At 64.7% G+C, this 25,283-nt stretch carries 30 protein-coding genes; 17 read left to right on the forward strand and 13 right to left on the reverse strand.

Translation table 11 applies throughout. The features are described 5' to 3' along the window. Window positions 1-66: 66 nt before the first annotated feature. The 9 genes from BM133_RS11300 (at window position 67) to BM133_RS11340 (ending at window position 6,852) form a co-directional block, all read left to right on the forward strand. The gene (locus BM133_RS11300; RefSeq protein WP_093433736.1) at window positions 67-411 is read left to right on the forward strand and encodes a helix-turn-helix domain-containing protein; all 345 of its coding nucleotides are present in this window, start codon (window positions 67-69) and stop codon (window positions 409-411) included. Continuing rightward, the gene (locus BM133_RS11305) at window positions 401-1,654 is read left to right on the forward strand and encodes a type II toxin-antitoxin system HipA family toxin (protein ID WP_093433738.1); all 1,254 of its coding nucleotides are present in this window, start codon (window positions 401-403) and stop codon (window positions 1,652-1,654) included. The genes BM133_RS11300 and BM133_RS11305 overlap by 11 nt, the downstream gene beginning before the upstream one ends. 195 nt (window positions 1,655-1,849) lie before the next feature. Then, window positions 1,850-3,280, forward strand: a complete 1,431-nt coding sequence (locus tag BM133_RS11310; RefSeq protein WP_093433739.1) for a carotenoid oxygenase family protein — start codon at window positions 1,850-1,852, stop codon at window positions 3,278-3,280. A 92-nt stretch (window positions 3,281-3,372) separates the two neighbouring features. Further along, complete coding sequence (locus BM133_RS11315; RefSeq protein ID WP_143100114.1) at window positions 3,373-4,077, forward strand: hypothetical protein; 705 nt, start codon at window positions 3,373-3,375, stop codon at window positions 4,075-4,077. 51 nt (window positions 4,078-4,128) lie between these two features. Continuing rightward, on the forward strand, window positions 4,129-4,722 hold the full coding sequence (locus tag BM133_RS11320) for a hypothetical protein (protein ID WP_093433742.1): 594 nt from the start codon (window positions 4,129-4,131) through the stop codon (window positions 4,720-4,722). A gap of 43 nt (window positions 4,723-4,765) precedes the next feature. Continuing rightward, window positions 4,766-5,215, forward strand: coding sequence for a DUF6386 family protein (locus tag BM133_RS11325; RefSeq protein WP_093433744.1), 450 nt, complete (start codon window positions 4,766-4,768; stop codon window positions 5,213-5,215). Between the two features lie 55 nt (window positions 5,216-5,270). Then, window positions 5,271-5,603, forward strand: a complete 333-nt coding sequence (locus BM133_RS11330) for a hypothetical protein (RefSeq protein ID WP_093433745.1) — start codon at window positions 5,271-5,273, stop codon at window positions 5,601-5,603. A 35-nt stretch (window positions 5,604-5,638) separates the two neighbouring features. Continuing rightward, window positions 5,639-5,983, forward strand: a complete 345-nt coding sequence (locus BM133_RS11335) for a hypothetical protein (RefSeq protein WP_093433747.1) — start codon at window positions 5,639-5,641, stop codon at window positions 5,981-5,983. A gap of 170 nt (window positions 5,984-6,153) precedes the next feature. Beyond that, window positions 6,154-6,852, forward strand: a complete 699-nt coding sequence (locus tag BM133_RS11340) for a hypothetical protein (RefSeq protein WP_218158356.1) — start codon at window positions 6,154-6,156, stop codon at window positions 6,850-6,852. A gap of 212 nt (window positions 6,853-7,064) precedes the next feature. Here BM133_RS11340 and BM133_RS11345 read toward each other — a convergent pair whose 3' ends face one another. The 5 genes from BM133_RS11345 to BM133_RS11365 form a co-directional block, all read right to left on the reverse strand. Next, entirely contained in the window at window positions 7,065-7,307 is a 243-nt protein-coding gene (locus BM133_RS11345; protein ID WP_218158357.1) for a hypothetical protein, read from the reverse strand. Window positions 7,308-7,351: 44 nt separating this feature from the next. Continuing rightward, the gene (locus BM133_RS11350) at window positions 7,352-7,822 is read right to left on the reverse strand and encodes a hypothetical protein (RefSeq protein ID WP_143100116.1); all 471 of its coding nucleotides are present in this window, start codon (window positions 7,820-7,822) and stop codon (window positions 7,352-7,354) included. A 35-nt stretch (window positions 7,823-7,857) separates the two neighbouring features. Next, a complete protein-coding gene (locus tag BM133_RS11355; protein ID WP_143100117.1) occupies window positions 7,858-8,583 on the reverse strand; it encodes a hypothetical protein in 726 nt (241 codons plus the stop codon). Between the two features lie 56 nt (window positions 8,584-8,639). Further along, window positions 8,640-9,413: an immunity protein Imm33 domain-containing protein gene (locus BM133_RS11360; RefSeq protein ID WP_093433752.1), complete on the reverse strand. Its 774-nt coding sequence runs from the start codon at window positions 9,411-9,413 to the stop codon at window positions 8,640-8,642. 172 nt (window positions 9,414-9,585) lie between these two features. After that, window positions 9,586-9,855, reverse strand: coding sequence for a hypothetical protein (locus BM133_RS11365; protein WP_093433754.1), 270 nt, complete (start codon window positions 9,853-9,855; stop codon window positions 9,586-9,588). A 428-nt stretch (window positions 9,856-10,283) separates the two neighbouring features. Here BM133_RS11365 and BM133_RS11370 point away from each other — a divergent pair, with 428 nt between their 5' ends. Together BM133_RS11370 and BM133_RS11375 are read left to right on the forward strand one after the other, a co-directional pair. Then, complete coding sequence (locus tag BM133_RS11370) at window positions 10,284-11,546, forward strand: HAD family hydrolase (protein WP_093433756.1); 1,263 nt, start codon at window positions 10,284-10,286, stop codon at window positions 11,544-11,546. A 100-nt stretch (window positions 11,547-11,646) separates the two neighbouring features. Next, window positions 11,647-12,225, forward strand: coding sequence for a peroxidase-related enzyme (locus tag BM133_RS11375; protein WP_093433757.1), 579 nt, complete (start codon window positions 11,647-11,649; stop codon window positions 12,223-12,225). Window positions 12,226-12,237: 12 nt separating this feature from the next. Here BM133_RS11375 and BM133_RS11380 read toward each other — a convergent pair whose 3' ends face one another. Genes BM133_RS11380 through BM133_RS11390 form a run of 3 tightly spaced genes read right to left on the reverse strand, consistent with a single transcriptional unit; the run spans window position 12,238 to window position 15,316 of the window. Next, window positions 12,238-13,989 carry a phosphoethanolamine transferase gene (locus BM133_RS11380; protein WP_093433759.1) on the reverse strand — a complete coding sequence of 584 codons (1,752 nt, stop codon included), beginning with the start codon at window positions 13,987-13,989 and terminating at the stop codon, window positions 12,238-12,240. Between the two features lie 57 nt (window positions 13,990-14,046). Continuing rightward, window positions 14,047-14,616, reverse strand: coding sequence for a phosphatase PAP2 family protein (locus BM133_RS11385; RefSeq protein WP_093433761.1), 570 nt, complete (start codon window positions 14,614-14,616; stop codon window positions 14,047-14,049). Further along, window positions 14,603-15,316: a phosphatase PAP2 family protein gene (locus tag BM133_RS11390; protein WP_093433763.1), complete on the reverse strand. Its 714-nt coding sequence runs from the start codon at window positions 15,314-15,316 to the stop codon at window positions 14,603-14,605. The genes BM133_RS11385 and BM133_RS11390 overlap by 14 nt, the downstream gene beginning before the upstream one ends. Window positions 15,317-15,463: 147 nt before the next feature. Between BM133_RS11390 and BM133_RS11395 the strand changes: the two genes are divergently transcribed. Then, entirely contained in the window at window positions 15,464-16,138 is a 675-nt protein-coding gene (locus BM133_RS11395) for a winged helix-turn-helix domain-containing protein (protein ID WP_093433765.1), read from the forward strand. Window positions 16,139-16,288: 150 nt separating this feature from the next. After that, window positions 16,289-17,644, forward strand: a complete 1,356-nt coding sequence (locus BM133_RS11400) for a sensor histidine kinase (RefSeq protein WP_093433767.1) — start codon at window positions 16,289-16,291, stop codon at window positions 17,642-17,644. Window positions 17,645-17,692: 48 nt separating this feature from the next. Here BM133_RS11400 and BM133_RS11405 read toward each other — a convergent pair whose 3' ends face one another. The 4 genes from BM133_RS11405 to BM133_RS11420 form a co-directional block, all read right to left on the reverse strand. Then, window positions 17,693-18,388 (reverse strand): M949_RS01915 family surface polysaccharide biosynthesis protein, encoded by a 696-nt coding sequence (locus BM133_RS11405; protein WP_093433769.1) that lies wholly within the window; start codon window positions 18,386-18,388, stop codon window positions 17,693-17,695. A gap of 6 nt (window positions 18,389-18,394) precedes the next feature. Further along, a complete protein-coding gene (locus BM133_RS11410; protein WP_093433771.1) occupies window positions 18,395-18,817 on the reverse strand; it encodes an acyl-CoA thioesterase in 423 nt (140 codons plus the stop codon). After that, entirely contained in the window at window positions 18,814-19,644 is an 831-nt protein-coding gene (locus tag BM133_RS11415; RefSeq protein WP_256219139.1) for a DMT family transporter, read from the reverse strand. Before BM133_RS11415 ends, BM133_RS11410 begins: the two co-directional genes overlap by 4 nt. 77 nt (window positions 19,645-19,721) lie before the next feature. Continuing rightward, on the reverse strand, window positions 19,722-20,504 hold the full coding sequence (locus BM133_RS11420; protein ID WP_093433775.1) for an SDR family oxidoreductase: 783 nt from the start codon (window positions 20,502-20,504) through the stop codon (window positions 19,722-19,724). Between the two features lie 106 nt (window positions 20,505-20,610). Here BM133_RS11420 and BM133_RS11425 point away from each other — a divergent pair, with 106 nt between their 5' ends. Continuing rightward, window positions 20,611-22,308 (forward strand): electron transfer flavoprotein-ubiquinone oxidoreductase, encoded by a 1,698-nt coding sequence (locus tag BM133_RS11425; RefSeq protein WP_093433777.1) that lies wholly within the window; start codon window positions 20,611-20,613, stop codon window positions 22,306-22,308. A 275-nt stretch (window positions 22,309-22,583) separates the two neighbouring features. Further along, window positions 22,584-23,069: a tetratricopeptide repeat protein gene (locus BM133_RS11430; RefSeq protein ID WP_093433779.1), complete on the forward strand. Its 486-nt coding sequence runs from the start codon at window positions 22,584-22,586 to the stop codon at window positions 23,067-23,069. A gap of 61 nt (window positions 23,070-23,130) precedes the next feature. Here the strand turns inward: BM133_RS11430 and BM133_RS11435 are convergent, their stop codons facing one another. After that, window positions 23,131-23,691: a DUF3455 domain-containing protein gene (locus BM133_RS11435; RefSeq protein ID WP_093433781.1), complete on the reverse strand. Its 561-nt coding sequence runs from the start codon at window positions 23,689-23,691 to the stop codon at window positions 23,131-23,133. 127 nt (window positions 23,692-23,818) lie between these two features. Between BM133_RS11435 and BM133_RS11440 the strand changes: the two genes are divergently transcribed. Both BM133_RS11440 and BM133_RS11445 read left to right on the forward strand, forming a co-directional pair. Next, window positions 23,819-24,436 (forward strand): RNA polymerase sigma factor, encoded by a 618-nt coding sequence (locus tag BM133_RS11440; protein WP_093433783.1) that lies wholly within the window; start codon window positions 23,819-23,821, stop codon window positions 24,434-24,436. Further along, window positions 24,433-25,182 carry an anti-sigma factor gene (locus BM133_RS11445; protein ID WP_093433785.1) on the forward strand — a complete coding sequence of 250 codons (750 nt, stop codon included), beginning with the start codon at window positions 24,433-24,435 and terminating at the stop codon, window positions 25,180-25,182. Before BM133_RS11440 ends, BM133_RS11445 begins: the two co-directional genes overlap by 4 nt. Window positions 25,183-25,283 lie beyond the last annotated feature (101 nt).

The following is a 25,283-nucleotide window of genomic DNA, read 5'->3' on the forward strand; positions in this document are numbered from 1 at the left end:
CGGCCTTCCCATATTCACAAATACGCAATAAAATGACTCTTAAGCCGTTTAATAGTCATTTTATTGATGTCAAAAAGCAGCCACAGCCTTTCTGCCCTGCCCTCGCAAACCACCGCGCCCCTTGAAAGGCTGGGCCTGCGCCTGCGCGCGCACAGGGTTCATCGCGAATGGACGATCGCCGAAATGGCCGAGCGGCTGCTGTGTTCGCCCAACACCCTGCGCGCACTCGAATCGGGCAAGCCCGGCACCAGCATCGGCCTGCTGGCCCATGCGCTGTGGCTCTTCGGCGAAATCGATTCGCTCGACGGCGTGGCCCTTGCCCCCGCCGGCCTGGCCGCAAAGCGCCGCGTGCGCAGGCCGGCCGCGCAAGGCGCCGCGGGCGTGATCGCGGAGGGCGAACGTGACTTCTGACGACGCCGATGTCGAGCGGCGCATCTACGTCGGCCTCGCGCACCACACCGGCGAACGGGTGCAACCGGCAGGCCTGATGAAGGTCGTTCGCCGCGGTGTGGTGGAGTCCGGCGAATTCGCCTACGGCCGGCGCTACCTGGAAGACCCGGCCGCCGCGCCCCTCAACCCCGAGTACCTGCCGCTGCGCGATGCGGCCTTCGCACTGCCCGAGCGCCGCATCCGCGAAGGCGGTGCCATGCCGCTCACGCTGCGCGATGCGCTGCCCGACAGCTGGGGCCGCAAGGTGCTCGAGATACGCCAGGGCAAGCCCCTGTCCGATATCGATGCATTGCTGCTGACCAACGAGGACCGCATCGGCGCCATGGTGTTTGCCGAATCGCTGCCCATCCAGAGCGAGGAGCCGCCTTCGGCTCTGCTGTCGCTGCAGGCGCTGGCCGAGGCATCGCGGCGTGTCGAAGCCGGCATGGAGATCGGGCCCGACATGCACCGGCTGCTGCGCGGCGGCAGCCTGGGCGGTGCGCGGCCCAAGGCAGCCTTCGTGCACGAGGGGCGGCGCTTCATCGCCAAGTTCGCATCGCGCGGCGACGACCACGACGTGGAAGTGATCGAGGCGGCCACGCTCTGGCTGGCCAACGCCTGCGGCATCGAGGTTCCGCCCTTCCTGCTGCAACCCCTGGCGTCGGGGCACGCCTTGCTGGTCGAGCGCTTCGACCGCGCGGGACCGGTGACCGACGAGCGGCGCTTTCACTACCTCTCGGCGTCGGCGTTGCTCGACGTGCCCTATGAATCCAGCCGGGGCAGCTACGTCGAACTGGCGCAACTGCTGCGGCGCATTTCACGCCGCCCGCAGGAAGACCTGGCCGAGTTGTTCCGGCGGCTGGTGTTCAACCTGGCAGTGGGCAACAGCGACGATCACGTGAAGAACCACGGCGCGCTGCGGGGCGAGGACGGACGGTGGCGCCTTGCCCCCGCCTTCGACCTGGTGATGCAGCTGGGCGGACACACGGGCTATCAGGAGTTGGCCGTTCTTGCGGGGCAGCACGCGTCCAGCATGGCGCTGGCGCGAGAGGCGGCGCCGCACTTCGGCCTGGCGGCTGCAGCGGCGGAGGAAGTGATCCTTGCCATCGGCGAGACCGTCGCCGTTCAGGCGGCGGCCAGCGTGGCGGCTGCAGGCGGCGACCGGGCACTCGTGCAGCGCGTGGCGGCCTTCATCGCGCGACAAGCAGAGCGCATCGACGCTTAGCCTCCCGACCGGAGACCCGTCGTTCGCGACGCTTGCATGTGGCCCGGAACGGACACTCCCGACCTGCTCCCGAACAACGCACGAGCCATGACCGCTATATTGACCGATCGATGAATTCGCGACCCCTCGCGGGTTCATCGAAATCGTTGCGTTGCGGTGCAAGTTGAAAGAGCCAACAGAAATGAGGCGGGAACAATGAGCTGGCAAGACGGGGACATCAAGAAGGCGTTTCAAGCCCGGCGACACAAGCCCTGGACGGTGGGCTACGAAACACCTGTCAGCGCCGACATGCAGACGGGACCGCTCGAGGTCACCGGAAAATTGCCGAAGGATCTGCAAGGCGTGCTGTACCGCAACGGCCCCGCCATGCACGATCGCGGCGCGGGCCGCTACGCCCACAAGTGGGACGGCGACGGCATGATCCAGGCCTTTCGCTTTGCGGATGGCACGGTGACGCATACCGGCCGCTTCGTGCGCACGAAGAAATTTCAGGCCGAGGAAGCGGCCGGCGAGTACCTGCTCAGCGCGTTCGGCTCGGCAGTGCCCGGAAAAACCGAACTCAATACCGACATCGACGAGATGAACTCGGCCAACCTGAGCGCGGTCTATCACGCGGGCCGGCTGCTGGCGTTGTGGGAACCCGGATCGCCCCATGAACTGGACCCCGAGACGCTGGAGACAAAGGGCATCTATCGCGCGGACAGCCCCGAACTGCTCAGGCCTTTTTCGGCGCACCCGAAGATCGGCACCAATGGCCATGGCGATCTCTGGAATTTTGGATCGGACCCGATTGCATCGGAGCTGAGCGTCTACAAGCTATCGGCCACCGGGGCGGTGAAGGTATGCCGTCGTTTCGCGGTGAAGGACCTGCCGCCGATGCACGACTTTGCCGTCACTCGGAACCATCTGGTCTTTCTGCTTCCTCCCGCGTTGTTCGACAGGGAAAAGCTGATCGCCGGCAAGGCATTCGGGTTGTCGGTGAACTGGACGCCGGAACTCGGAACCCGCGTGCTGGTGATCGACAAGCGCAGCTGGGAGCAGACCTGGTACCAGCTTCCGGCATGGATCATTCACCACGTGGGCAACGCCTGGGAAGACGACGACGAGGTGATCCGCTTCGACGTCTTTGCCAACGCGGAGCCGCAGGCGATGGCCACCGGCTGGAACGTCATGCGCGGGAAGTACGTGCATGTGCAGGGGCCGGTGATGACGCTGGTCGAACTCCGCGCGGGCAGGTCGCCGCAGGTCACGCGGTTCGATACGTTGGAAGGCGAATTTCCGGTCATCGACCCTGCGCTTTCCGGGCGCGACTACGAGCAGGTGCTGTGCGTGGCCCGCAACCCCGGGCGGCCGAGCGGCATGCCGGACTGGGGGGATCTGGCGAGCTTCGACGTGAAGCAGGGGACCATTCAGTCATACGGTTTTGGCGACGACTGGATTGCCGAGGAGCATGTGTACGCGGGGAGGAATTCGCAATGGGCCGTCGGTACTGCCTTGGATACGGTGCAGAGGCGGACTGTGATCTCCGTGTTCAATGTGCATCACGTCGGTGATGGGCCGGTGGCGCAAGTCCGGCTTCCGTATGCGCTTCCGTTGGGAGTGCATGGGACGTTCAGGGCGGTGTAGTTTGCGGCGTGGTTGCCGATCGTCCTGTGGCAGCAGTCGGCCAGAACTCCGCGAGACAAGCGACGGGTGAGAATGAGAGCCCGGTCCTTTTCATGACGCTGCAGGGCACGACAGCCGCAGTCGGCCACAAGCCGGCCTGCACGGTCACTGCACCATTCGCCTTCCGCTTTTTTTATCCAGCAATGAACCTGCCGACTTTTGACCGCGATGCCGCACGCGCACTGATCAAGGAGAAAGCCGACGCGCCTTTCTCGGCATTCGATATTGGCGATCGCGCGCATCGCCGGCAGGACCGACAGCTTCATGCGGAGGCCGCCTTGCTTTTCTGTCTTGCAACCGAACGGGCGGATGCCGAACATCGTGCGAATCAGTCCAGGCCCAACCAGGCGATGAACCACCTCGTGCGCGCGGGCATCGCATTCAATCGTGCCGCGCAGATCGAGACGGCGGAACCGCTATTGCGCCAGGCCATCGCCTTCGATTGGGCCGGGCAAGGGCTTCCGAATGACAAGCACATGGTGGAGTGGGCTTTCTTCCAGCTGCTGTTGAACGCCCGGCACGATACGGACCGCTTTGCGCGGCTGTTCGATGAAGCCGTGTCACGGTGTGCCGAAGTCGACAGGGACTACACGGTGATCCATCCGCACCAGGAGGAGCTGCTGGAGATCGCCATTGGCATGGGGCACCGCCTTATCGTCGAGCGGCTTGCCGGGAAGATAGCGGATCGACGTCCGGCCAAGAAGCCGACCAGGGAATTGCTGGCGCGGGCCAAGGAATTTCTGGGCGGCCCCGGCTGATCGCTGTGCAAGCGAATCTGCTCACGTCGATGGTTTGTGCGTGAAGCTGTCATGAACGACCGGTTGGCAGCAAAGCGAAGGTCGGCCGAGGGCCCCTTCGCGAGGGTGTTGCGACAGGCGGGAGTCGGCCAGAAGCAGACCATCGTTGCCGCGGCAGAAACCGGCGATAGCCGGTTTTCTTACGTAAAAATCAGCGACCGGACGGCGCATAACGGAGTGCATGAAGTGGGGCATCAAACAGTTGTATATGGGTCCGTTGAAGTCTTTCAATCCATGGACGTTCCCGGCGCCGACGCTCGTACGGAGGAAGCATTGATGCGCTTGCCGGAGGTTGACGATTGGCCGTTCCTTACACGTTCGATGTTCAGCGTCACTCCGCCTGGCTACGGACCACATGGCTCATACCTGTACAGGGTGATTTCGTTCGGCGCTTCCTACAAGGCCGTTGAATGGGAATGGGCTGAGTGGTTGCTGAAATTTGAGCGGTTGCTGGCTATGCTCGACTTCACATACGCGAGAGTGCATCTTGAGACGGAACTAGTCGGCAATCACACATACAGATGGAATGGGCATTCCAACGACCATAAAAAGATTTCGCCGGCGCATTGGCAATTTTCGGGAGGCCCTCGCACCTTCTCGGATTGACGCCCCCTTACTGCTTATAGCGGCCAACACCAGACATTGAGCGATGCGCACAACCGTAACAACCGACACCGCCACCATCGTCCTTTTTGACCCGGAATGCATGAGGCATCGCCTCAACGAGGATGCCGATTGGTGGTCGTTGCCTCAGGAAGAACTACTCGAGGTGAACCGGGCGAACGCTGCGTTCTTGAACGTCAGCGCCGACGGGCGCTATCAGCTCGAAGTCGCGCCGCACGAGGAACTAGCGGACGACGCAGACGTGGAGTTGGTCGTGCGGAACACCAGCGGGCGGTTCTTCTTCGGTGCCGGAGAGATGATGAGCTCCGCTGGTCTGGAGCCGGAAGCCGAATATGGAAACGTGTTCGTCGATGCCGCGCCGGGCTCGTACTTGGTCCGCGCACGTCAGCGAGGTGATACGGTCACAGTTTCAATGACGCCGACGGACCTTGAAGCGTCGAATTCGTTCGGCGACCTGGTTCGACTGGGCACTTGAGCGCGACGGCAGAATGCGGCCAAGACCAGTCATTCCCTATCACCTCTCAACGAAGATGAGCCGCGTGACCATTTCTACAGCGCCGTGCGACCCGTCCGCCTCGTTGGTGAGCGAAGTTCGGCGCATTACAAATCTCGGGGTTCTCGACGTGCGAGACCGTCTTTCCGCCGGGAAGCCCGTGTTCGACCAGGAGCTTTTTTTCAATCGAACAGAAGACGTCTTTGCAAAAGCGCGTGCGCTGCTTTCGGCTCTGGAGTGTGGCGGGCATCAGCCTCTTGTCAGTGAGGCTGGTCGGCCAATCACTCCGCAGATTCTGCGAAACATCTTCCAGGCGTCCGAGGAGGACGCCGAGGAGCTTCGCCGGCTCGATGACTTGGGACATGTGTAGGCGAAGGCAGAATTCGGCCACAAGTAGACATCGAGATGAAATTCAAAGCTTTGGACATGACGGCGTTTCAGCAACGTATTGATGGCTGGCGCGGAGCGGCTGCGAGTATTAATTCATTTAGGGACGACCAAGACCGCCTCATTGTGAAATTGACTGATACGACCGAGCGACGGGAGCCGGTCGGACTGGCATTTTTCAACTGCATCTATTTGGCTGGCCCCGTTTCCTGGACAGCGATGAAGCTGGTGGTGCAGGAGAGCCAGCGGGACGATGGCTCACCGGGCTACGAAGCTCGAGATGAAGGTGCCGGTTTCGTTGTGCGTTTTGCTTCAAGCAGTCTCTATGGCGACGAAGAATCGTTCTTGCGAGAGCGGTCTTGATCGCCTGCTTCGGGCCCGCTCAAGCCAGTTTGCATCAAGGCCAGAATGAGTCGGCCATGACCAGACGTTCGCCTTGGTCGCATCTTTGAGAGGATGCGTGTCCTCAGTGGAAGGCGCCATAGACCCGAGGATGGAAAAAAGGAGTGCGTGCGACTATGCATGAATGTTCGATGTATCCCGACGATCAAGCGTTGGACCTGCTCTACGACGCAATAGAAGAGAAGCGCCAACCTTCGTGGCCGGAAATGAAATTCCATCTTCAAGCACAGGACACGTCGTTGCCTGGTTGGGCAGCGATTCAGGAGCTTATTGAAGCAGCTGTCAACGATCAGCGAAAAGTGTTCGCGCCTAAAAAAGACTTAGGACCTGAACTCTGGAGCCAAGTACTTACGCTGCCTCCATCCATAAAAAATCTCAAGCACGTTGAGAAGCTAGACCTCTACGGAAGCAGCCTTGTTCGCATCCCTCCAGAGATAGGTGCGATGGAAAACCTAAGGCAGTTCATTCCATATACCTCCTATGGCCTCCATTGGTTTCCGTATGAAATTACTAGATGCCATCATCTTCGTTCGAGCACGGTCAGCACCCGAGCGCTTTATGGGAACTACAAACTCCGGCAACCTTTTCCTGTGCTCACACCAGTGATTGCGGAACTGGCTCCGGCACGCTGTAGCGTCTGTGACGGACAAATTGACCCCGCGAATTTCGAGCAGGTCTGGATTTCTCTTGGCATGGCAACAGACGTGCTGCCGTTACTCGTCAATGCTTGTTCGAGTGCATGCGTGAATGTGCTTCCCCAATCACCCGAAGGCTATGTGCTAGGACCTCACAAGGGCGGCGCCAAGGTGCTACAGCCTCTTCCAGATTGATGAAGAGCTGCAATCAGCGCGAGCGCAGCCGGGCAGAGGAATCGAATAGGGAAGAATTTTTGGGAACAGGGCGCATCTGAGGGCCGCTGAGTGACCGCTCATAAGCCGTAGCAACTTCCGCTTCGGGCCCGAAGCGGGCTTACGTGATGCTCGGAAGCAGTCAACCAGGACGAGGCAGGTCGGGCGCACTCACAGGTTCGAACAAGCAAAATCTAGCGCTTCTTTCTGTACTCCATCCATGCATAGAACGCGCCCACTGCGAACATGAAGACCGCGGCCGCTCCGCCGGAAGCAAAGTCAAAAGTACGGCCTCCCAAGAGGCCCAAAGCGCCGAAAAGGGCAAAGTTGAGGGCAAGACCGGCTGGAAGAGCTGTGGCGTTTTTCTTTTCAAGGAACCACATCCAACTGAAAATTGACGCTGCTAATCCGACCAAAAAGACGACGGCAGTGATCAATGAATGCATGTGACGGTAGGTGATGAGTGACTGGTTGTGGCCGGCTAGAGCCGCTCGATGGAGCGAGCCAATACCTCGGCGGGAAAAGCTGAGAAATGGCCACACCCTCCGAGCTTTTCATCGGGACCTAGCAAGGTGCCAAGTACCGTGACACGCTTTCCGTGCCATCGCCGAAGCTGCTCTTCGTTGAATTGAAGGGCGCCCGACCCGACACTTAGCCACACGCTCGATGGCTCGAGCGGCCCGTCATCTTCAGCATTGCGGCGCTCTGACTTTGGGAAATGGTCCAGGGCCGTCCCCTCGAACTCGAAGCGCAGGATGCCCACCAAAGCGATGTCTTGGCCGACTAAGGTCGCCAGTCCATCAAGCGCGGCGTTCACGGAAAGCGCAGATTTCATCGAAATTGGAAGCTGAGGTTGAAGGTCTGGCTTCTGGCCGACTGTAGTCGAAGGGAGATCGGCGGCGTCAGGCCCATTGCAGTCATCGAACTCGCCCAAAAGCTGACGTTCAAGCATGAGCATGTCCACTGGCTACAACGCCACAAAGTGGACTATCGTGCAAAGCGCAGAAGGATTTCGGGGTCGTTGGCCAGCGCAGTTCGTCCGACCGTTGTCAAAAGCAAATAGATGGCAGCAAGCAGAGAGACTTGAACGTACCGATTTTGTTTTGCGCTCAGGATATTTCGAGACCAGTCCAGAAGGGCGTCCGCATCTTCTAGGCTATGCGTGAACCCATAGAACACCCGAAATCCGCTGATAGCGAAGCCAACATGATCGGGCAAGAGCCTCGCGAATCGCCATCCCTTGCGCTCAACGAAATCCGCAACCTGATCGAGTCCACGGCGTTCTCCGAAGCAGATCGAACGAAGGCTAATGAGCACAAGCAGCGCAGTACATCGATAGGCAGCCGCATCATCGATCTTCGAAGGCAGATGGCGACTGACTCCTAGCGAGCCCTGGAATGCTTGCCCAGGCAAATCGGCCAGCGCAGTTAAGACTGCAACAAATCCCTCGTCGCCGAGAATCAGATCGAAGGCAGATGGCTCGGATTTCCAGCGCTCAAGCATCAGTTGCACGTCTGACCAGAAGGATCCCTTCTCTTCGAGGGCAGCTTCAGCTATTCCGGCCAAATACTCGCTGGGATGATCCATGAGTTCATCAAGATCAAGGGGAGTCGAGCGAACGTTCGCTTGGCGAAGATCAGTCGACTCAAAGGGCAAAACTTTCTGTACTCTTTTGAAGAGAACCAGCAGTTCAGGTTCAGCAGGCAAGGTCATAGCGCATTAATTCGTTCTGCAATCCGCAATCGTCTGCTTCTGGCCGGTAGCTGGCCTCAGCCCCCAGAAGACCCGCGTTCCGAGGACACCCGATGTTGCCGGAGCTTGTTCAACTCGCTCAAATACGAGCCCGGAATTTGCGGCACCTCGCCATCTTCCCCGAGCACGCCGATGCGCGCGCCGTCCACGAAAACCTGCAATCCCGCCGGCACAGCGAAGAACTTGACCAGCTCCGGACGGTCGATGCCGAGTTGATAGAGGGACGTCTTGATGAAACGGGCCGGGTCCTCGGAGCCCGCCTCATCGTCCAGGTCCGATAGCCACCAGCCGGAGTCCGCCCCGTCCAGGGCTTCGCTTCGGGTGAGCAGGACCCGGTTCGCTTCCTTGTAGTTCACATGCACGACAGCGCTTTGGCGAAGCGACGGAAACGCCGGCTCGACCGGGAGGGAGAGGCTCCTCGCGACGTCCTGCTGATTTCGCAGGTGCATCAGCGTGCTGTCGACCGAGTCGACGAACTTCACCGGAACACCCTTCATGTCGGGCTCCAGAACCCGCAGGAATCCTTGCGGTCCGTCCTCGAGCATCGTGAGCATCCAGCCGACCTGCAGGCTCTCGCCGCTTTGGAACTTCGCGCCCTGGGCTACACGTTGCTCGAAGAACCGCAGAAGCCAGGAGATGTCTTCAGCCGGCACGGCGCCGTTCGAGACGCGAATCTGAAACTCGGGATGGTCGTGGCGTGTGCAGCCGGACGTTGCGTGGACCGACGACATCCCCGACTGCACAGGGGGCGGGTTCCGGCCGAGTTTCGAGAAGAGGGAGCGCAGGGACATATGCTTCCAACGTGGAGGGCCAGTCGTGATGGTGCGTCGGCTTGGGAAATTGGAATTGGTCGACGGATGTCGGGCGATGGCGGATGGTACCCATCCACGCCCTTCTCGCGAACTCCCTGCCCCACTCGCAAATGGCAGGCCGCGAAGAACCCGCAGCCTGCCAAACCAGCCTTTACCGGCCAGTCTCAGGCGCATTGCGTCGCGCCCTCATGCTCAACTGAAAGAACTCCACGGCCCGCCGCGTCAGGTCGGCTGCGAGCCAGTGCAGGTTGGCCAGTTGTCGGGGCCCGTCGCCGGTGCGCCAGTCGATGTCCTCGCCGTGGCATGTCCACATCAGGGCTTCGAGTTGCGCGAGCGTGGTTTCGAGCAGATCCGTCGGGTCCTGGTCGGGGTCGGCGGGGGATACCGGCGTGCGAGGCCGGGCTATAGTCTTGGTAGCCATTGGGGTGCGGTCCTTAAGAGGTTGTTGCACGTCTTTGGTTAGACGGCTGGGGTGCTTGGTACACCCCGGCCGTCGCCTTTTGATACCTCGCTTTTGCATCGGTGCCTGCGCACCGACAACCCGCCGCGAGGCGTAGCGGTTCTTCATTCAATCGATCGGCTTGCTGTGTGTTGCGCCTTGCTGCGCCCCTTGGTGGGGTGCTGAGTGACAGGGGCATTCACTTTAAGGAAGAGCGCCTGCCGTGCGGCTGCTGCGTGCGGCACGAAGTCTCGATTCGCGCCAACAAATGCAGCTTCCACCGCGCAGCGCAAACGCGTGCCGCTCGCCCGCGAGCCTGGCACGGCTGATGCGTAGGTCGATGCGGAAGTGTCACGGGCGCTGCATACGCTCGGTGCTTCTCATCCACAACGCACAACAACAGGGAACGCATGCAACGCCGCCTCGTCCTCCTCACCCCGCTCGCCACCGCGCTCGTCGCCACCGGCTGCGCCAGTCTTTCGTCCACCAAGGGCCTGTCGCCCGCCCACTGGGACGCCTTCAACCGCGCGCAGATCGAGGGCCTGATCGCCAGTCTCGGCAAAGGCAGCGCGGGCTACAACGCCGCCAAGCCGCCCTACGTGGTGTTCGACTGGGACAACACCAGCGTCTTCCTGGACATCGAGGAAGCCTCGCTCATCTACCAACTGGAGAACCTGGCCTTCGGCGCCACGCCCGCGCAGCTCGAAGTGGCGCTGCGCAAGAACATCCCGAAGAAAGACTTCCTGCCCGCGTACAACAACGCGGCGGGCAAGCCGGTCAACATCGATCTCCTGGTGCCCGACATCGTGGCCAGCTACACCTGGCTCTACCAGAACTGCAGCGCGCTGAAGGGCAACAAGCCGCTGGCGGCCGTGAAGCTCGATGCGAACTACATCGCCTTCACCACCAAGGTGCGCTATCTCTACGAGGCCATCGGCGACACCTTCGACCATGACACGGCCTACCCCTGGGTCACGTACCTCTTCGTGGGCATGACCGAGGCGCAGGTGCGCAAGCTCACGGCCGACACGGTGGCCTGGCAGTTGAAGGAGCCGGTCGCCAAGGTGAAGTGGACCTCGCCAGCCGCGCTGCCGGGCCAGGCCGGCGTGGTCTCGGTGAGCTGGAAGAACGGCCTCCGGCTGCAGCCCGAAATGCAGGCGCTGTACGCCGCGTTCCGCAACGCGGGCTTCGATGTGTGGGTGTGCTCGGCGTCGTTCGTGGACGTGATCAAGGAGATCTCTTCGAACCCCGCCTTCGGCTACAACAACCCGCCCGAGCGCGTGCTCGCGATGGAGCTGGAGCGCGACGCCAACGGCGTGATCCAGCCCGAGTACCGCCGCGGCTACGACCAGACGCAGGGGCCGGGCAAGACGAAGAACATCCAGCGCTTCCTGGTGAGCAAGTACGGCTACGGCCCGAGCTTCATCGCCGGAGACAGCGAGGGCGACCAGAACATGATGGCCGACTTCGCCGACACGAAGAAGGTGCTGATCGTCAACCGCCTGCGCGATCCGAAGACCGACATCGGCAAGTTCTCGGCAATGGCCGTGCAGAACTACGGCAAGCCCGACACGCGCTACCTGCTGCAGGGCCGCGACGACAACACCGGCGAGTGGGTGGCCTCGCAACTGCACACGCCGCTGGGCGCGACGCAGGGCAAGGCGCTCAAGTAGACAGCGCCCCGGGGGCCCGATGGCGGGCTGCGGGTGGGCACGTGCCGCACGTGCCGCACGTGCCTATGATCCTGGCATCGAACACCAGGAGACAAAGACCATGGCTGCCCGCTACCCCCTCGCCGAACTCAAGGACCTGCCCGAAGACATCCGCACCGCGATCCTCGCCGTGCAGGAAAAGGCCGGCTTCGTGCCCAACGTGTTCCTGGGCCTCGCGCGCCGCCCGGCCGAGTGGCGCGCCTTCTTCGCGTACCACGACGCGCTGATGCTCAAGGAAGAAGGCTCGCTCACCAAGGGCGACCGCGAGATGATCGTCACCACCACCAGCGCGGCCAACCAGTGCCTGTACTGCGTGGTGGCGCACGGCGCACTCTTGCGCATCTACGAGAAGAAGCCGCTGGTGGCCGACCAGGTGGCGGTCAACTACCGCAAGGCCGACATCACCCCGCGCCAGCGCGCGATGCTCGACTTCGCGATGAAGGTCTGCGACCGCTCGCACGAAATCGACGACAGCGACTTTCCGCCGCTGCACGCCCACGGCTTCGACGACGAGGACATTTGGGACATTGCGGCCATCACCGCGTTCTTCGGCTTGAGCAACCGGCTCGCGAGCTTCAGCGGCATGCAGCCGAACCACGAGTTCTTCCTGATGGGGCGGCTGCCCCGCGAGAAGAAGTAGAGCGAAGGGCCTTCAGGCCTTCGCGCGGCACGAAGCCAGCGCGTCCAGCGCGGGCTTGTAGGTGGGCGTGTCCACGTCCATCACGCCCAGCACCGTGTGATAGAGGTTGTCGTGCGTGAGCGGCGCATCCAGCCCCGCTTCCATGCATGCGCGCGAGAGCTTGCGGCGCTCGCTCATGCCTTCGCTGAACCAGGTGACCATCGGCACGTGCTTCTGTGCCTCGGGCGCGAAGCTGTACGGCACGCCGTGCAGGAACAGGCCGTACTCGCCGAGCGATTCGCCGTGGTCGCTCACGTACAGCATCGCCGGGTCGTACTGCTTCGACTGCGTCTTCAGCCAGTCGATGGTGTCGGCCAGAAAGCGGTCGGTCTGGGCGATGGAGTTGTCGTAGACGTTCATCAGCTCGTTGTGCCCGCACTCGGCCAGCGCGTTGGTCTTGCACTCGGGCGTGAAGCGCTTCACATCGGGTGCCGAGCGCTTGTAGTAGGCCGGCCCGTGGCTGCCCATCTGGTGCATCACCAGCACCACGCCCTTGGCGCGGCGCTCGGCCGGCAGCGCGGCGATGCGCGCGTCGAGCCCCTTGAGCATGACGTCGTCAAGGCACTCGTCGCCGTCGCACAGCGCCTTCTTGGTGGCTGCGTCGAGGCCGTCGAAGGCCGACGCATTCGGAATGCGCGTGCACACGTCCTTGCAGCCGGCCTGGTTGTCCAGCCACAGCACGGCCAGGCCCGAGGCCTGCAGCACGTCGACCAGGTTCTCGTAGTCGTCCTTGCGCGATTCGTAGCCTTGCTTGCCCAGCGGCGAGAACATGCACGGCACCGAGGCCAGCGTGTTGGTGCCGCAGGAATGCACGTCGCGGTAGCTCAGCACGCCGCGCTTGGCCAGTTCGGGCGTGGTGTCGCGCGCATAGCCATTGAGCGCGAAGTGGTCGGCACGCGCCGTTTCGCCCACCACCACCACGAACATCGGGGGGCGCACCTGGGCCGCGTAGCTCGCGCCGAGCGACGTGCCGGCGGTGATCGGAATGAGCTTGCCGCTGCGCTTGAACAGCGGCTTGATGAACACCGAGCCCGTCGAGTAGAGGCTCGCGATCGGGTTCATCATGTAGCGCAGGTGGATGTTGTTGCGCATCAGCGGCGCGAGCTGCCGGTTCATGGCCACCGCCGTGCCCAGCGCCACCACCACGGCCAGCAGCAGCAGGGCCGCATTGCGCCAGAGCTTGGAAAGAAAGCGCATGGGCGCGATGCGCACGCGCCAGAGCAGCAGCCCCGCGGGCAATGCGACCAACAGCACGTTGAAGGCCATGCGCCAGCTGAGCAGGTCGCGTGCCTCGTTCGGGTCGGTCTGCAGCGCGTTGGCGATCATGGTCGGGTCCATGACGATGCGGTACTCCAGCATGTAGTGCTGCACCACCGCGGCCAGCACGACCACCGCGAACCACAGCGGCTTGAGCCAGCGCGACCAGGCCGTGAGCGACAACATTGCCACCGTGCCGCACAGCGTGAGCAGGCTCATGGCGATGACCGTCGGCAGGTAGGTGCTGGGTGCCCCGCCGATGCGGGCCAGCTCGTTCCACAGCGGCCAGTTGGTGGTCAGCACCAGGTACAGGCCCAGCCAGAGCACGACCTGTCCGGCGGACCGCGGGCGCGCGAGCCACTGGTCCAGGCGCTTCCACGGCGCATCGGCCGAAGAAAAGTGTGGCGCCGATGCCTCGGAAAAAGCTGCGCGGTGCGCGGGTGCGGGCTCGGTACGCGAAAAAGACATACAGCGAATGTAGGGACCGCGCCTGAAAGGAACCTGAACTCCCGGTTCAGTCCGTGTTCAGGCTCGCCGCGCGCGCGCTCGCCTACGGCGGGCCGGCATCCTGGCCAGAGCGAGGCTCAACGGACGGCTCGCGCCGCGCTCGACCATGATCGACACCAGCGCCCCGAGGAGCACGGCCGCGGCCACGTCCGAGGGGAAGTGCAGCCCCAGGTAGAGGCGGCTCCAGCCCACCACCGCCGCCACCGCGAGCGCCGCCAGCATCGGCGCGCGATGCGGCAGGCACCACAGCGAGAACGCGGCGGCAAAGGTCGTGGCCGTATGCAGGCTCGGAAAGCCCGGCCGCGCGCCCTGCGGTGCCCATTGGATGCCCAGCCCGTAGGCCGCGGGCCTGGGGAATGGCAAGGCCGAGCGGAAGGCGTTCACGACCAGCCACGTCAGCAGCACGCTCACCAGCGCGGTGAACAGCGCATAGCGCCAGCGTTTGTCGAACATCGCACCCGCAATGATCGTCACGGCCAGCAGGGCCGGCAGCACCTCGGAGGCGAAGCGTGCGAACTCGATGAGCCACAGCGGCGCCGAAGCGTCCGCGTTGAGCCATCCGAACAGGGCGAAATCAAGAGCGTGCATGAAGGGGAGCAGACGGTTCGAGCAGGTTCTGTTGGCGGCGCTCGCGGTGCGTCACCGCCACGTCGATGGCGAAACCCACCACCCAGCAGACCCACGCGGTCCAGAGCGTGTGGCTCATGTAGTGGGCGCCGCGCAGTTGCTGCGACAACCCCAGCGCCAGGCCGGCGACCACCGCCACGCCCAGCCAGATGAACGCCGCGCGGGCGGACACCCGGCGCAGCACGAAGTAGCCGCCGACGTAGGCGAACGCGGCCGAGGCATGGCCGGCCGGGAAGCACCCGCCCGCCCCGCCGTCGTCCACGCCCCACGACCAGTGCGACACGTAGCGCGCGACGCCGCCGAATTCCTTCAGGTCCCAGGGGCAGCTGGTGTCGCTGAAATGCTTGATGAGGCTCACGGCCAGCACCGAGGCCAGCACGGTTGCAGCGAGTTGCACGCGCTCCCGCGTAGCCAGCTTGCGCAGCACACCCAGCGGCCAGCGGATGGCCACGAAGAGGCCGATCACCAGCAGCCAGCTCAGGTCCCTGGCGCCCGCATGCATCACATGGACCAGGAAGGGGTTCTCGCGCCACGGAAAGCCCATGGGCGTGCCGACCAAGCGCGCCAGCAACAGGTCGCCGCCGGAGGCGTCCCAGGTCATCAATGCGACCAATGCAAGCAAGGTCAAGGCTCCCAGGCGGAGGTTCGTGGTGCGTGTCATGGCCGAAAGACAGATCTCGAAAAACTGGCGCGAGCCTACGTTCGCGGTATGAACCCAATCTGAAGCGACCTGAACGAAACCTGACACAAGGGCGCAGGCCATTGCCGGTGCGGCGCTAGACTTCGCTTTTTTGCAAAGATCCAACGCGTGCGCATATTGCTTGTCGAAGATGACACTGCCTTGGCAGATGCCGTTTGCAGCTATCTGCTCGCCAAGGCCTTCGTGGTCGATGTGGCGCCCAGCCTGGCCGATGCGCGCGGCGCGCTGCTCTCGGTGCAGTACGCGGCGGTGCTGCTCGACCTGCACCTGGGCGACGGCGACGGTCTCTCGCTGCTGCCGCAGGTGCGCGCGCTGCGCGAGCCCCCCATCGTCATCGTGCTCACGGCCCGCGACCAGGTCACCGACCGCATCCGCGGGCTGGATGCCGGCGCCGACGACTACCTCATCAAGCCCTACGACCCCGCCGAACTGCTCGCACGGCTGCGCGCGGTCGAGCGCCGGCGCAGCGCCAACACCTCGCCCGTGCTGCAGTTCGGCACGCTGGAAATCGACCTGGCCCACGACCGCGTGCGCAAGGACGGCAGCCCCGTCGTGCTCACCCAGAAGGAATGGGCGCTCCTGCGCGTGATGGCCACGCGCCCCGAGCGCATCCACACGCGCGAGAACCTGGCCGATGCGCTCTACGGCTTCGGCGACGAGGCCGACAGCAACACGCTGGAAGTGTTCATCAGCCGCCTGCGCCGCAAGCTCGGCAAGAGCCACATCCAGACGCTGCGCGGCCTGGGTTACCGGCTGTCGTTCTCGGCGGACGACGAAGAATGAGCGCCGCGCCGGGCCGCCCCGAGCAAGCTCGCTCCCGCCCGGCAGAAAGGCGCGCAGCGCCAAGGGTGCACCAATGAGCGCCGCGCCGGGCCGCCCCGAGCAAGCTCGCTCCCGCTTGGCAAAAAGGCGCGCAGCGCCAGGGGTGCACCAATGAGCACCGCCCGCCGCGCGAATGGTCGCGACTCGCTGGCCGGGCGCCTCACGCGCACCCTCATCCTGTGGGTGGGCGGCGTGTGGCTCCTGTGCGTGTTCGCCGTCGTCTGGTATGTGGACCGCGAGATCAACCACAACTTCGACAACGAGCTGGTCGAGGTGTCGCACCGCATGTTCGACATGGCCGTGCAGGAGCTGGACAAGTTGCAGCACAAGGGCGAGGCCGTTCCGAGCACGCCGCTGGTGGCACCCAAGCAACTCTTCTCCGAAGACGCGGTGATGTACCAGGTGGTCGACATCCACGAGCACGTGCTGCTGCGCTCGGCCGAAGCACCCGTCGATGCCTTCGATGTTCCGCTGGCCGCGGGCTTCGCGAACAACCAGACCTGGCGCATCTACACCGTGCGGCATCCGACGCTGGGCCTGTACTTCCAGGTGGCCGATCCGCTCGACGAGCGGCGCCGCGCGCTCAACCGCACGTTGTTCGGCCTGATCATTCCGCTGGGCGCGGTGCTGCCGCTGCTCGCGCTGGTGCTGCGCAACGTGGCGCGCACCGAGCTGCGCGTGCTGCAGCAACTGGCCGGCGAGATCGAGAAGCGCAGCGGCGCCGACCTGCGGCCGATCACCCTGCCCGGCCTGCCGCAGGAGCTGCGCTCGGTGGGCGACCACGTCAACAGCCTCCTGGAGCGGCTCGCGCAATCGCTGGACGTGGAACGCGCGCTCGCTGCCAATGCGGCCCACGAACTGCGCACGCCCCTTGCCGCCGCGCGCCTGCGGCTGCAGACCGCGCTGGACCATGACCTGAAACGCGAGGACGTGCAGGGCGCGCTGCAGGCGCTGCAGATGCTGAGCCATCGCACCGAGAAGCTGCTGCAGCTGTCGCGCGCGGAATCGGGTGCCTCGCTCACGCGCGCGCGGGTCGACCTGGTCCAGCTCGCGGGCACCGTGGCGCAGGAGTTCTGGCAAGACCCGCTGAACAACGAGCGCCTGAAGCTCAAGGTGCCCGACAGTGCGGCGCCGGTGGCGTTCGGCGATGTCGATGCACTGGCGATCGCGCTGCGCAACCTCGTGGAGAACGCGCTGCGCTATGGCGGTGGCGGGCGTGTAGTGATCGAGGTGGCCACGCCGTGCACGCTGGTGGTGAGGGACTTCGGTGCGGGCGTGAACGCAGCGCAGTTGAAGACGCTGCAGCAACGCCACGTGCGGCACGGCTCGGACCGCGCGGGCTACGGCCTGGGCCTGTCGATCGTGGGCACGATCGTCGAGAAGCACAACGCGAAGCTCGAACTGGCGTCGCCGCCGGCTGGGGCGGCGCAGGGGTTCGAGGCGCGCATCGTGTTGCGGCCGGCCTAGCGTGCCGTCCCGCGGATGGCTGCGCGCAGCCATTTGCGGAACCTCACATTAGCGCGCTCGCGCCTTCTTCGGCATGAAGTCGTCGGAGTTGTCGAAGCCGAACTGGCCGGCCTTGTACATGCCGGCCATCTTCCTGGCCAGGTGCTCGCGCACGGGCTTGGGCAAGGCGAAGAAATCCGCATTGGCCCTGGTGCTGCGATCGCCGTCCAGCCCGCCGGTGATGGCGTGGATCACCACCTTGCGGCCCTGGTGGAACGTGACGATCTTGATGGCGCCCGAGAAGTCGTCGCTGTCGAAGTTGTCCTTGTCGCTCGGGGCGAAGAAGCGGTAGACCAGGATCGGATCGATGAGCCCATCCCCATCGAGATCGGCGAACTCGGAGAGCTTCGACCTGAAGTTGATGCCGGCATCGTCCTTGCCCGCGAAGTCGCGGATCGACCATTGCCGCGTCAGCGCGTTGTCGCCTCCCACCTTGAAGAGCGTGGCCTGGATGGCGGAGGACAGCGTCTCCTTGGTAAAGGGCAGGTCCTGCTTCTCGGAGAGCAGCAGCGCGTAGCTGCCGGACTTGTCGGTGTAGCAGTAGCGCTTGAACACCGGGAGTTCGACGCCGGCTTTCTTCACCGCATCGGCGCTGAGGAACGGCGCATCGGCCGGGCATGCGTTCTGCTCGACCTTCGTCGTCTGGGCATGGCTCGCGGCGGCCAGCAGCGCGAACGCGGCGAGCGCCGACAGGTTGTGTTTCATCGTGCGTTACTCGCTCACCAGCGTGCGCAGCCAGTCGGGCAATGCCAGCGCCTTCTGCTTCGGGAAATCCACCCAGATCGTCGTCGCTCCGCCCGCCGCGCAGATCACGTCGGGCGCTTCTTCGCGGGCCATCGTGCCCCAGCTCTCGAAGGTGGTGCGGCCGGGGTCGCTCACGTACATCTTCAGCAGCACGTTGCCCGGGTATTCGATCTGCCGGTAGAAATTGCAGAAGGCATTGACGATCACCATGCCCTCCCCGCCCGGTTCGGGCTCGAAGCCGATCGAACGCATCCAGTCGATGCGCGCGGTTTCCAGGTAGCGGAAGTAGGTGCCGTTGTTCAGGTGGCCCATGGCGTCCATGTCGCCCCAGCGGATGGGGATCGACATTTCATACACGAGCTTCTTCTTTTCGGGGATTTCGATTCTCATCGGTGTGCCTTGATGGATGCGAGGATGCCCAGCACGAACAGCAGCGCCGCCACCCACTCGGTGGCCCCTGGCCAGCGGCCGTCCCAGACGAAGGAATAGAGCAAGGCGAACAGCGTCTCGCTCACGATCAGTTGGCCGCACAGGCTGGCCGAGAGGCGCTGGCTGGCGACGTTCCAGAGGATGGTCGCCAGCCACGACGAACCGAAGCCGCCTGCCAGCGCGATCCAGATGAAAAGCATGCCGTCGGGCCGCGACTGCAGCGTGACCATGCTGCTCCCCGCCGCCACCCAGAGCAGCAAGGCCCCGAGGCCGGTCGCGATGCCGAGCCAGTTGGCCCAGTCGGTCGCGTTCAGGTCGGTGTGGCACTGCAACCATTTCGCGTTGAGCAGGCCGTAGATCGTCCAGCTCACCATCGAACACAGCGCGAGCGCGATGCCCCAGCCGAAGCGCGCGCCCCCGCCGCCCACGCCATGCTGCGCCGACCACGCGCCCCAGATCATCAGCGCGATGCCCGCGCCCGTTAGCAGCAACCCCGGCAGCAGCGCACGCAGGCGCAGCCCCGCGGGCCGGCCGAGCAGCATCATCCAGACGGGAATCGTGCCGATGATGAGGCTGGGCACCTCGGTGCCGGCCGCCGCGATGCCGAAGGCCAGCAGCAGGTAGTAGCCGCTGAAGCCCAGCACGCTGAGCCCGAGCGCCGCGAGCGCCTGATGGCCATTCGGCCAGCGCACGGCGGCAGGCCGCGCGAACACTGCGAGCCCCGAGATCGCGCCGAACACCGCGAAGCGCGCGGCCGTGATGTCGACCATGCCGAAGTGGCCGACCATGCGCGGCGCCACGAACACCAGGCCCCAGAGCGCGCCTGCGCCCAGGCCGGCGGCGATGCCGATCGACGTCCGTGAATTCAGACTGCGAACCCGTCGTCGGCCGCGATGACGGCGCCGTTCACGAAATGGCTCTGGCCGCTGGCCAGCAGCACGATCAGGCCATCGAGGTCTTCGGCCTTGCCCACGCGCTTGCGCGGCAGGATGCTCATCAGCTTGGCGCCGGCCTCGGTGGTCCAGAGTTCTTCGTTGAGTTCGGTGGCGATGTAGCCCGGGCACAGCGCGTTCACGTTGATGCCGAAGCGGCCCCACTCCAGCGCCATGGCCTTGGTCATCTGCACCACCGCGGCCTTGCTCATGCCGTAGGCGCCGATGTTGGGCACCGCCTTGAGCGCGGCCACCGAGGCGATGTTGATGATGCGCCCGCCGATGTAGGTGCCCGGCGCCGAGCCATCGGCGCGCGCCAGCATGCGCTTGCCCACTTCCTGCGCGACGAAGAAGGCGCCCTTCAGGTTGGTGTCGAAGATGAAGTCGTAGTCGTCGGGCGTCACGTCCTGCAGCTTGTTGCGGATGTTGACGCCCGAGTTGTTGACCAGGATGTCGATGGGGCCGACCTCGGTCTCGGCGCGCGCCACGGCCGCCTTGATGCTGCCGTGGTCTGTCACGTCCAGCTCGACCACGTGGGCGTCGCCGCCCTCGCCTTCGATGCGGGCGCGCAGCTCCTTGAGTTTTTCGACCCGGCGGCTGGCCAGGACCACCGCGGCGCCGGCGCGTGCCAGCGTTTTTGCGAACTGGGCACCCAGGCCGCTGGAGGCGCCGGTGACGAAGGCCACGCGGCCCGAAAGATCGATGCTGTAAGCCATGGAAAACGGGTCCTGGTGAGTCGCGGAGGCGACGGGTTGCGCTCCCCCTAAAATGTTTCGCGCCCTCGTAGCGTCCGAGCCTCAAAACATTATCGACCAGACCCACATGACCCACGACGAAATCCTTGCCCAGTTCGGCCCTCGCGAAGCCATGGAATACGACGTGGTCGTGGTCGGTGGCGGCCCGGCGGGCCTCTCGACCGCGATCCGCCTGAAGCAGCTGGCGGCCCAGCACGAGAAGGAAATCTCCGTCGTGGTGCTCGAAAAGGGCTCCGAGCCCGGCGCGCACATCCTCTCGGGCGCCATCATGGACCCGCGCGCGCTCAACGAACTCTTGCCCGACTGGAAGGAACTGGGCGCCCCGCTGAACCAGCCCGTGGCCGACGACGCGATGGTGTTCCTCGGCGAGAAGTCGGGCCTGCGCACCCCCAACGCGTTCCTGCCGGCGTGCTTCCAGAACCACGGCAACTACATCATCAGCCTGGGCGCCTTCACCAAGTGGCTGGCGCAGCAGGCCGAGAACCTGGGCGTCGAGATCTTCCCGGGCTTCCCGGCGGCCGAAGTGCTCTACAACGAGAACGGCGCGGTGCGCGGCGTGGCCACCGGCAACATGGGTGTGGGCAAGGACGGCGAGCCGACCGAGAACTTCCAGCTCGGCATGGAGCTCCTGGGCAAGTACACGGTGTTTGCCGAAGGCGCGCGCGGCCACCTGGGTCGCCAACTCATCGCGAAGTACAAGCTCGACGAAGGCCGCGACCCGCAGACCTACGGCCTGGGCGTGAAGGAAGTGTGGGAAATCGACCCCAAGCGCCACCAGCCCGGCTTCGTGCTGCACACGGCCGGCTGGCCGATGAAGAGCGATACCTACGGCGGCGCGTTCCTCTATCACATGGAGGACAACAAGGTCACGATGGGCTTCATCACCGGCCTGGACTACAGCAACCCGTACCTGAGCCCCTTCGAGGAAATGCAGCGCTGGAAGCTGCACCCCAACATCCGCTGGTACCTGGAAGGCGACGAGGCCCAGGGCATCAAGCCGGCCAAGCGCATCGGCTACGGCGCGCGCGCCATCACGGCGGGCGGCCTGCAGTCGCTGCCCAAGACGGTGTTCCCGGGCGGTGCGCTGGTGGGCTGCGAGGCCGGCTACCTGAACGTGAGCCGCATCAAGGGCAGCCACGCCGCCATCAAGACCGGCATGCTGGCCGCCGAGGCCGCCTTCGACGCGGTGCAGGCCGGCCGCCAGCACGACGAGCTCACGGCCTACCCTGCCGCGTTCGAGAAGAGCTGGCTCCACGCCGAGCTGAAGAAGGCGCGCAACTTCAAGGCCTGGTTCAAGAAGGGCCTGGGCATTGCCACCCTCATGAACGGCATCGAGCAGTGGCTCCTGAAGGGCAACATCCCCTGGACGCTGCGCCGCACCAAGCCCGACCACCTGTACCTGAAGCCCGCGGCCGAGTGCAAGCCCATCGTCTATCCGAAGCCGGACGGCAAGCTCACCTTCGACCGGCTCTCCAGTGTGTTCATCAGCAACACGAACCATGAAGAGCAGCAACCGGCTCACCTGACGCTCAAGGATGCGACGGTGCCGGTCAACATCAACCTCGCGAAGTTCGCCGGCCCCGAGAGCCGCTACTGCCCGGCCGGCGTCTACGAATTCGTGGGCACCGAGGACGGCAAGCAGCGCCTGCAGATCAACGCGCAGAACTGCGTGCACTGCAAGACCTGCGACATCAAGGACCCGACGCAGAACATCGTGTGGGTCACGCCCGAGGGCGGTGGCGGGCCGAACTACGTGGGCATGTAACGCCACCGCGCCGTTTCTTGAAGCCCTCTTCGGAGGGCTTTTTCATTTGCCCGGGTGATTCGTTCAGGGCACGTGCCGCTGGTATCGCTGCTTAACGACCGCTCTGAAAACGAGCATGCTGTTGGTGGGCCGGCGTGATCACCACCCCGGAGCAATTTTTTTCGCAATGATGCGTCCGTTCGGAAACCCGCGGCGTAAGTGAAGGCAGGACGGCGATGAAACAAACGTCGCCGTCCGCCAACCCATTCAACGACCCTTCGAGAGGATCTTTCGCCATGAACACCATGCTCACCCGCATCGCCATCGCAGCAACCCTGGCCCTGGCCGCCGGCCACGCACTCGCCGCGGACATGACGCCAGCACCCGCCCCGGCCGCCAAGGCCGCGCCGGCCAGCAACCTCGCCGCCGCCCGCGCACTGATCGCCGACAGCAAGTGGACCGCCGCCGTCAGCGAGCTCGAGCGCGTCAACGACACCGGCAACGCCGACTGGAACAACCTCATGGGCTACACGCTGCGCAAGTCGGGCGCGGGCAAGTGGGCGGCTTCGGAGAAGTACTACGACGCCGCATTGAAGATCAACCCCAGGCACCTCGGCGCGCTCGAATACTCGGGCGAGCTGTACATCTCGATGGGCGACCTGCCCAAGGCCGAGCAGCGCCTGGCCGCACTGGGCCAGGCCTGCAACATGAGCTGCGGCGAGTACAAGGACCTGAAGGCCTCGGTGGAAACCTTCAAGGCGAGCGGCGGCAAGAAGAGCTGAGGTCCAACCGTCGCCGGAACGACGCTGCGGCCCTCGGGTCCGCAGCGTCCGTTTTCAGGGCTTACCGGGCGACGAGAAAAACATAGTCGGCGCTGTAGCCTTGCCTGATTCGCTTGCCACTGTCGGCGGCCACCTCGCACCCCTTGGCCGGCGCGTTGCCGCCCACGGTGTTGATGCGCTGCACGCTGGTGACGCCGGCCAGCTTGCCGCTGCCGCCCGCCGACCTGGCCGAGAGCAGCAGCCACGGGATGTCCGCCTCGCGCTGGCCGTTGGCGCGGGCCTTCAGCGTGCCGATGGTCTTGCTGCCGTCCAGCGCGGCCCAGTGCGGGCCGGCGCCGTGGGTTCCGGCGCGCTCGCCGCCGGGCGCGTAGAGCTCGGCCTCGGGCGCGACGAACTGCCAGGCCAGCGCGCCCTTGTCGCCCGCGCGGCATTCGTAGATCTGCACGCCCACCGCATGCCAGGTGAAGGCCGCGCGCTCGCCATCGGGCGCCTTGAGGGCCGCGGGCAGTTCGGTGGCCGGCGTGCCCGGCCGCGGCGATGCGCAGGCGGCGAGCAAGGCTGCGCCGGCGAGGACCGAGGCGAGGAGCGAGGCGGAAGAAAGGATTCGGGTGTTCGATGTCATTGGCATTTCCAGGTCGAGAAAGAAAATGAACGCCGGCCAGAATGACCGGCTTGGAGAGATCGGGCAAGCGCCCGGGGCTCCTTCCAGAAACGACAGCCGCGCCACAACGGATGCAATACTCGCCCGCATGAATAGAAATATTCTGATCACCCTGCAGGACCTGATCGCCGCAGCGGCGCGCGGGGACCACAGCGCCTTTGCCCAGATCTACGAACGCACGCACCTGCATCTGTTCGGTGTCGCGGTTCGTTTGCTGGGCAACGAACAGGCGGCCGAAGACGTGCTGCAAGAGGCCTATGTGAGCATCTGGAAGAACGCGGCCAGCTACCGCTCCAGCGTCGAGGGGCAGGAGATCCAGCCGATCACCTGGCTGATCGCGATCGTGCGCAACAAGGCGCTGGATGCGCTGCGTTCGCGCACACGGCGCAGTGCGCACGAGCAGCCGCAGCAGCCACAGCAGCATTTCGACGCCGAGGACGACATCGAAGTGCCGCAGGGCACCGACACCGCCCCGGGCGCGCTGCAACTCTTCGAGCAGGCCATGCAGGCGCTGCGCATCGAGGGCTGCATGGCGGCGCTGGACGGCAGCTTTCGCCAGAGCCTGGCGCTCGCCTACTACCAGGGCCTGTCGCACACCGAGGTGGCCGCGCAAATGAATGCACCGCTGGGTTCGGTCAAGGCGTGGATACGCCGCGGCCTGGACAAGCTGCGCGCCTGCCTGAGCGCGCAGGGGGTCACGCCATGAGATACACCGACACCAAATTGCTCGATGCGCTCGCATCGGCCTACGTGCTGGGCACGCTGACGGGAGGCGCGAGACAACGCTTCGAGCGCCTGCAGCGCGACCGCACCGACGTGCGCGCGCTGGTGGCGCAGTGGGAACAGCGGCTGGGGCAACTGGCGCTGTCGGTGCCGGCGCGCCGGCCCTCGGCCAACCTGTGGCACGCGATCGAGGCGCGCACGCGTCCGCTCGCGGAACCCAAGGCCCCCACCTCGCGCTGGCCGGCTTGGCTGCGCCCCGCAGGCTTCGGCCTCGGCGGCATCGCGGCCGGCGTGATCGCCGCGAGCGCCCTCTTCCTTTCCGCGCCCGGCCTCTTCATCACGAGCGACCAGCTCGCCATGCGTTCGGGCGAGCGGCTGCCGCAAAGCTATGTGGGCGTGCTGACCGATGCGCAAGGCCAGGGCCGGTTGCTCGTGAGTTCGCTGCGCCATGGCAAGACGCTCACGCTCAAGGTGCTGGGCACCGCCCCCCTCGCACCGGCATTGGCCAGCGACGAGCGCCTGGTGCTGTGGGCCCTGCCCGCCGACGGGGCGCCTTTCGCCATGGGCACGGTTCCGGCCAGCGGAACGCAAGTGTCGGCACTGCCCGACACCTCCGAGAAATTGCTCTCGAAGGTGTCGCGCCTCGTCGTCACGCGCGAGCGTGCTGCGACGCCTTCGGCCCCGAGTGCCGACGTGGTGTTGAGCGGGAGCTGCGCCAAGCTCTGGTGATCCGCCGGGGCCACTTTCACGGGCGGCGTCCGTGAAACTCCCGACATGGCGAAGCCCCCGGTTGCGGCATAGTCGAATGCGCCTGACGCATTCCTGACCTG

This window comes from Variovorax sp. 770b2, from assembly GCF_900115685.1.
Taxonomy (GTDB): domain Bacteria; phylum Pseudomonadota; class Gammaproteobacteria; order Burkholderiales; family Burkholderiaceae_C; genus Variovorax.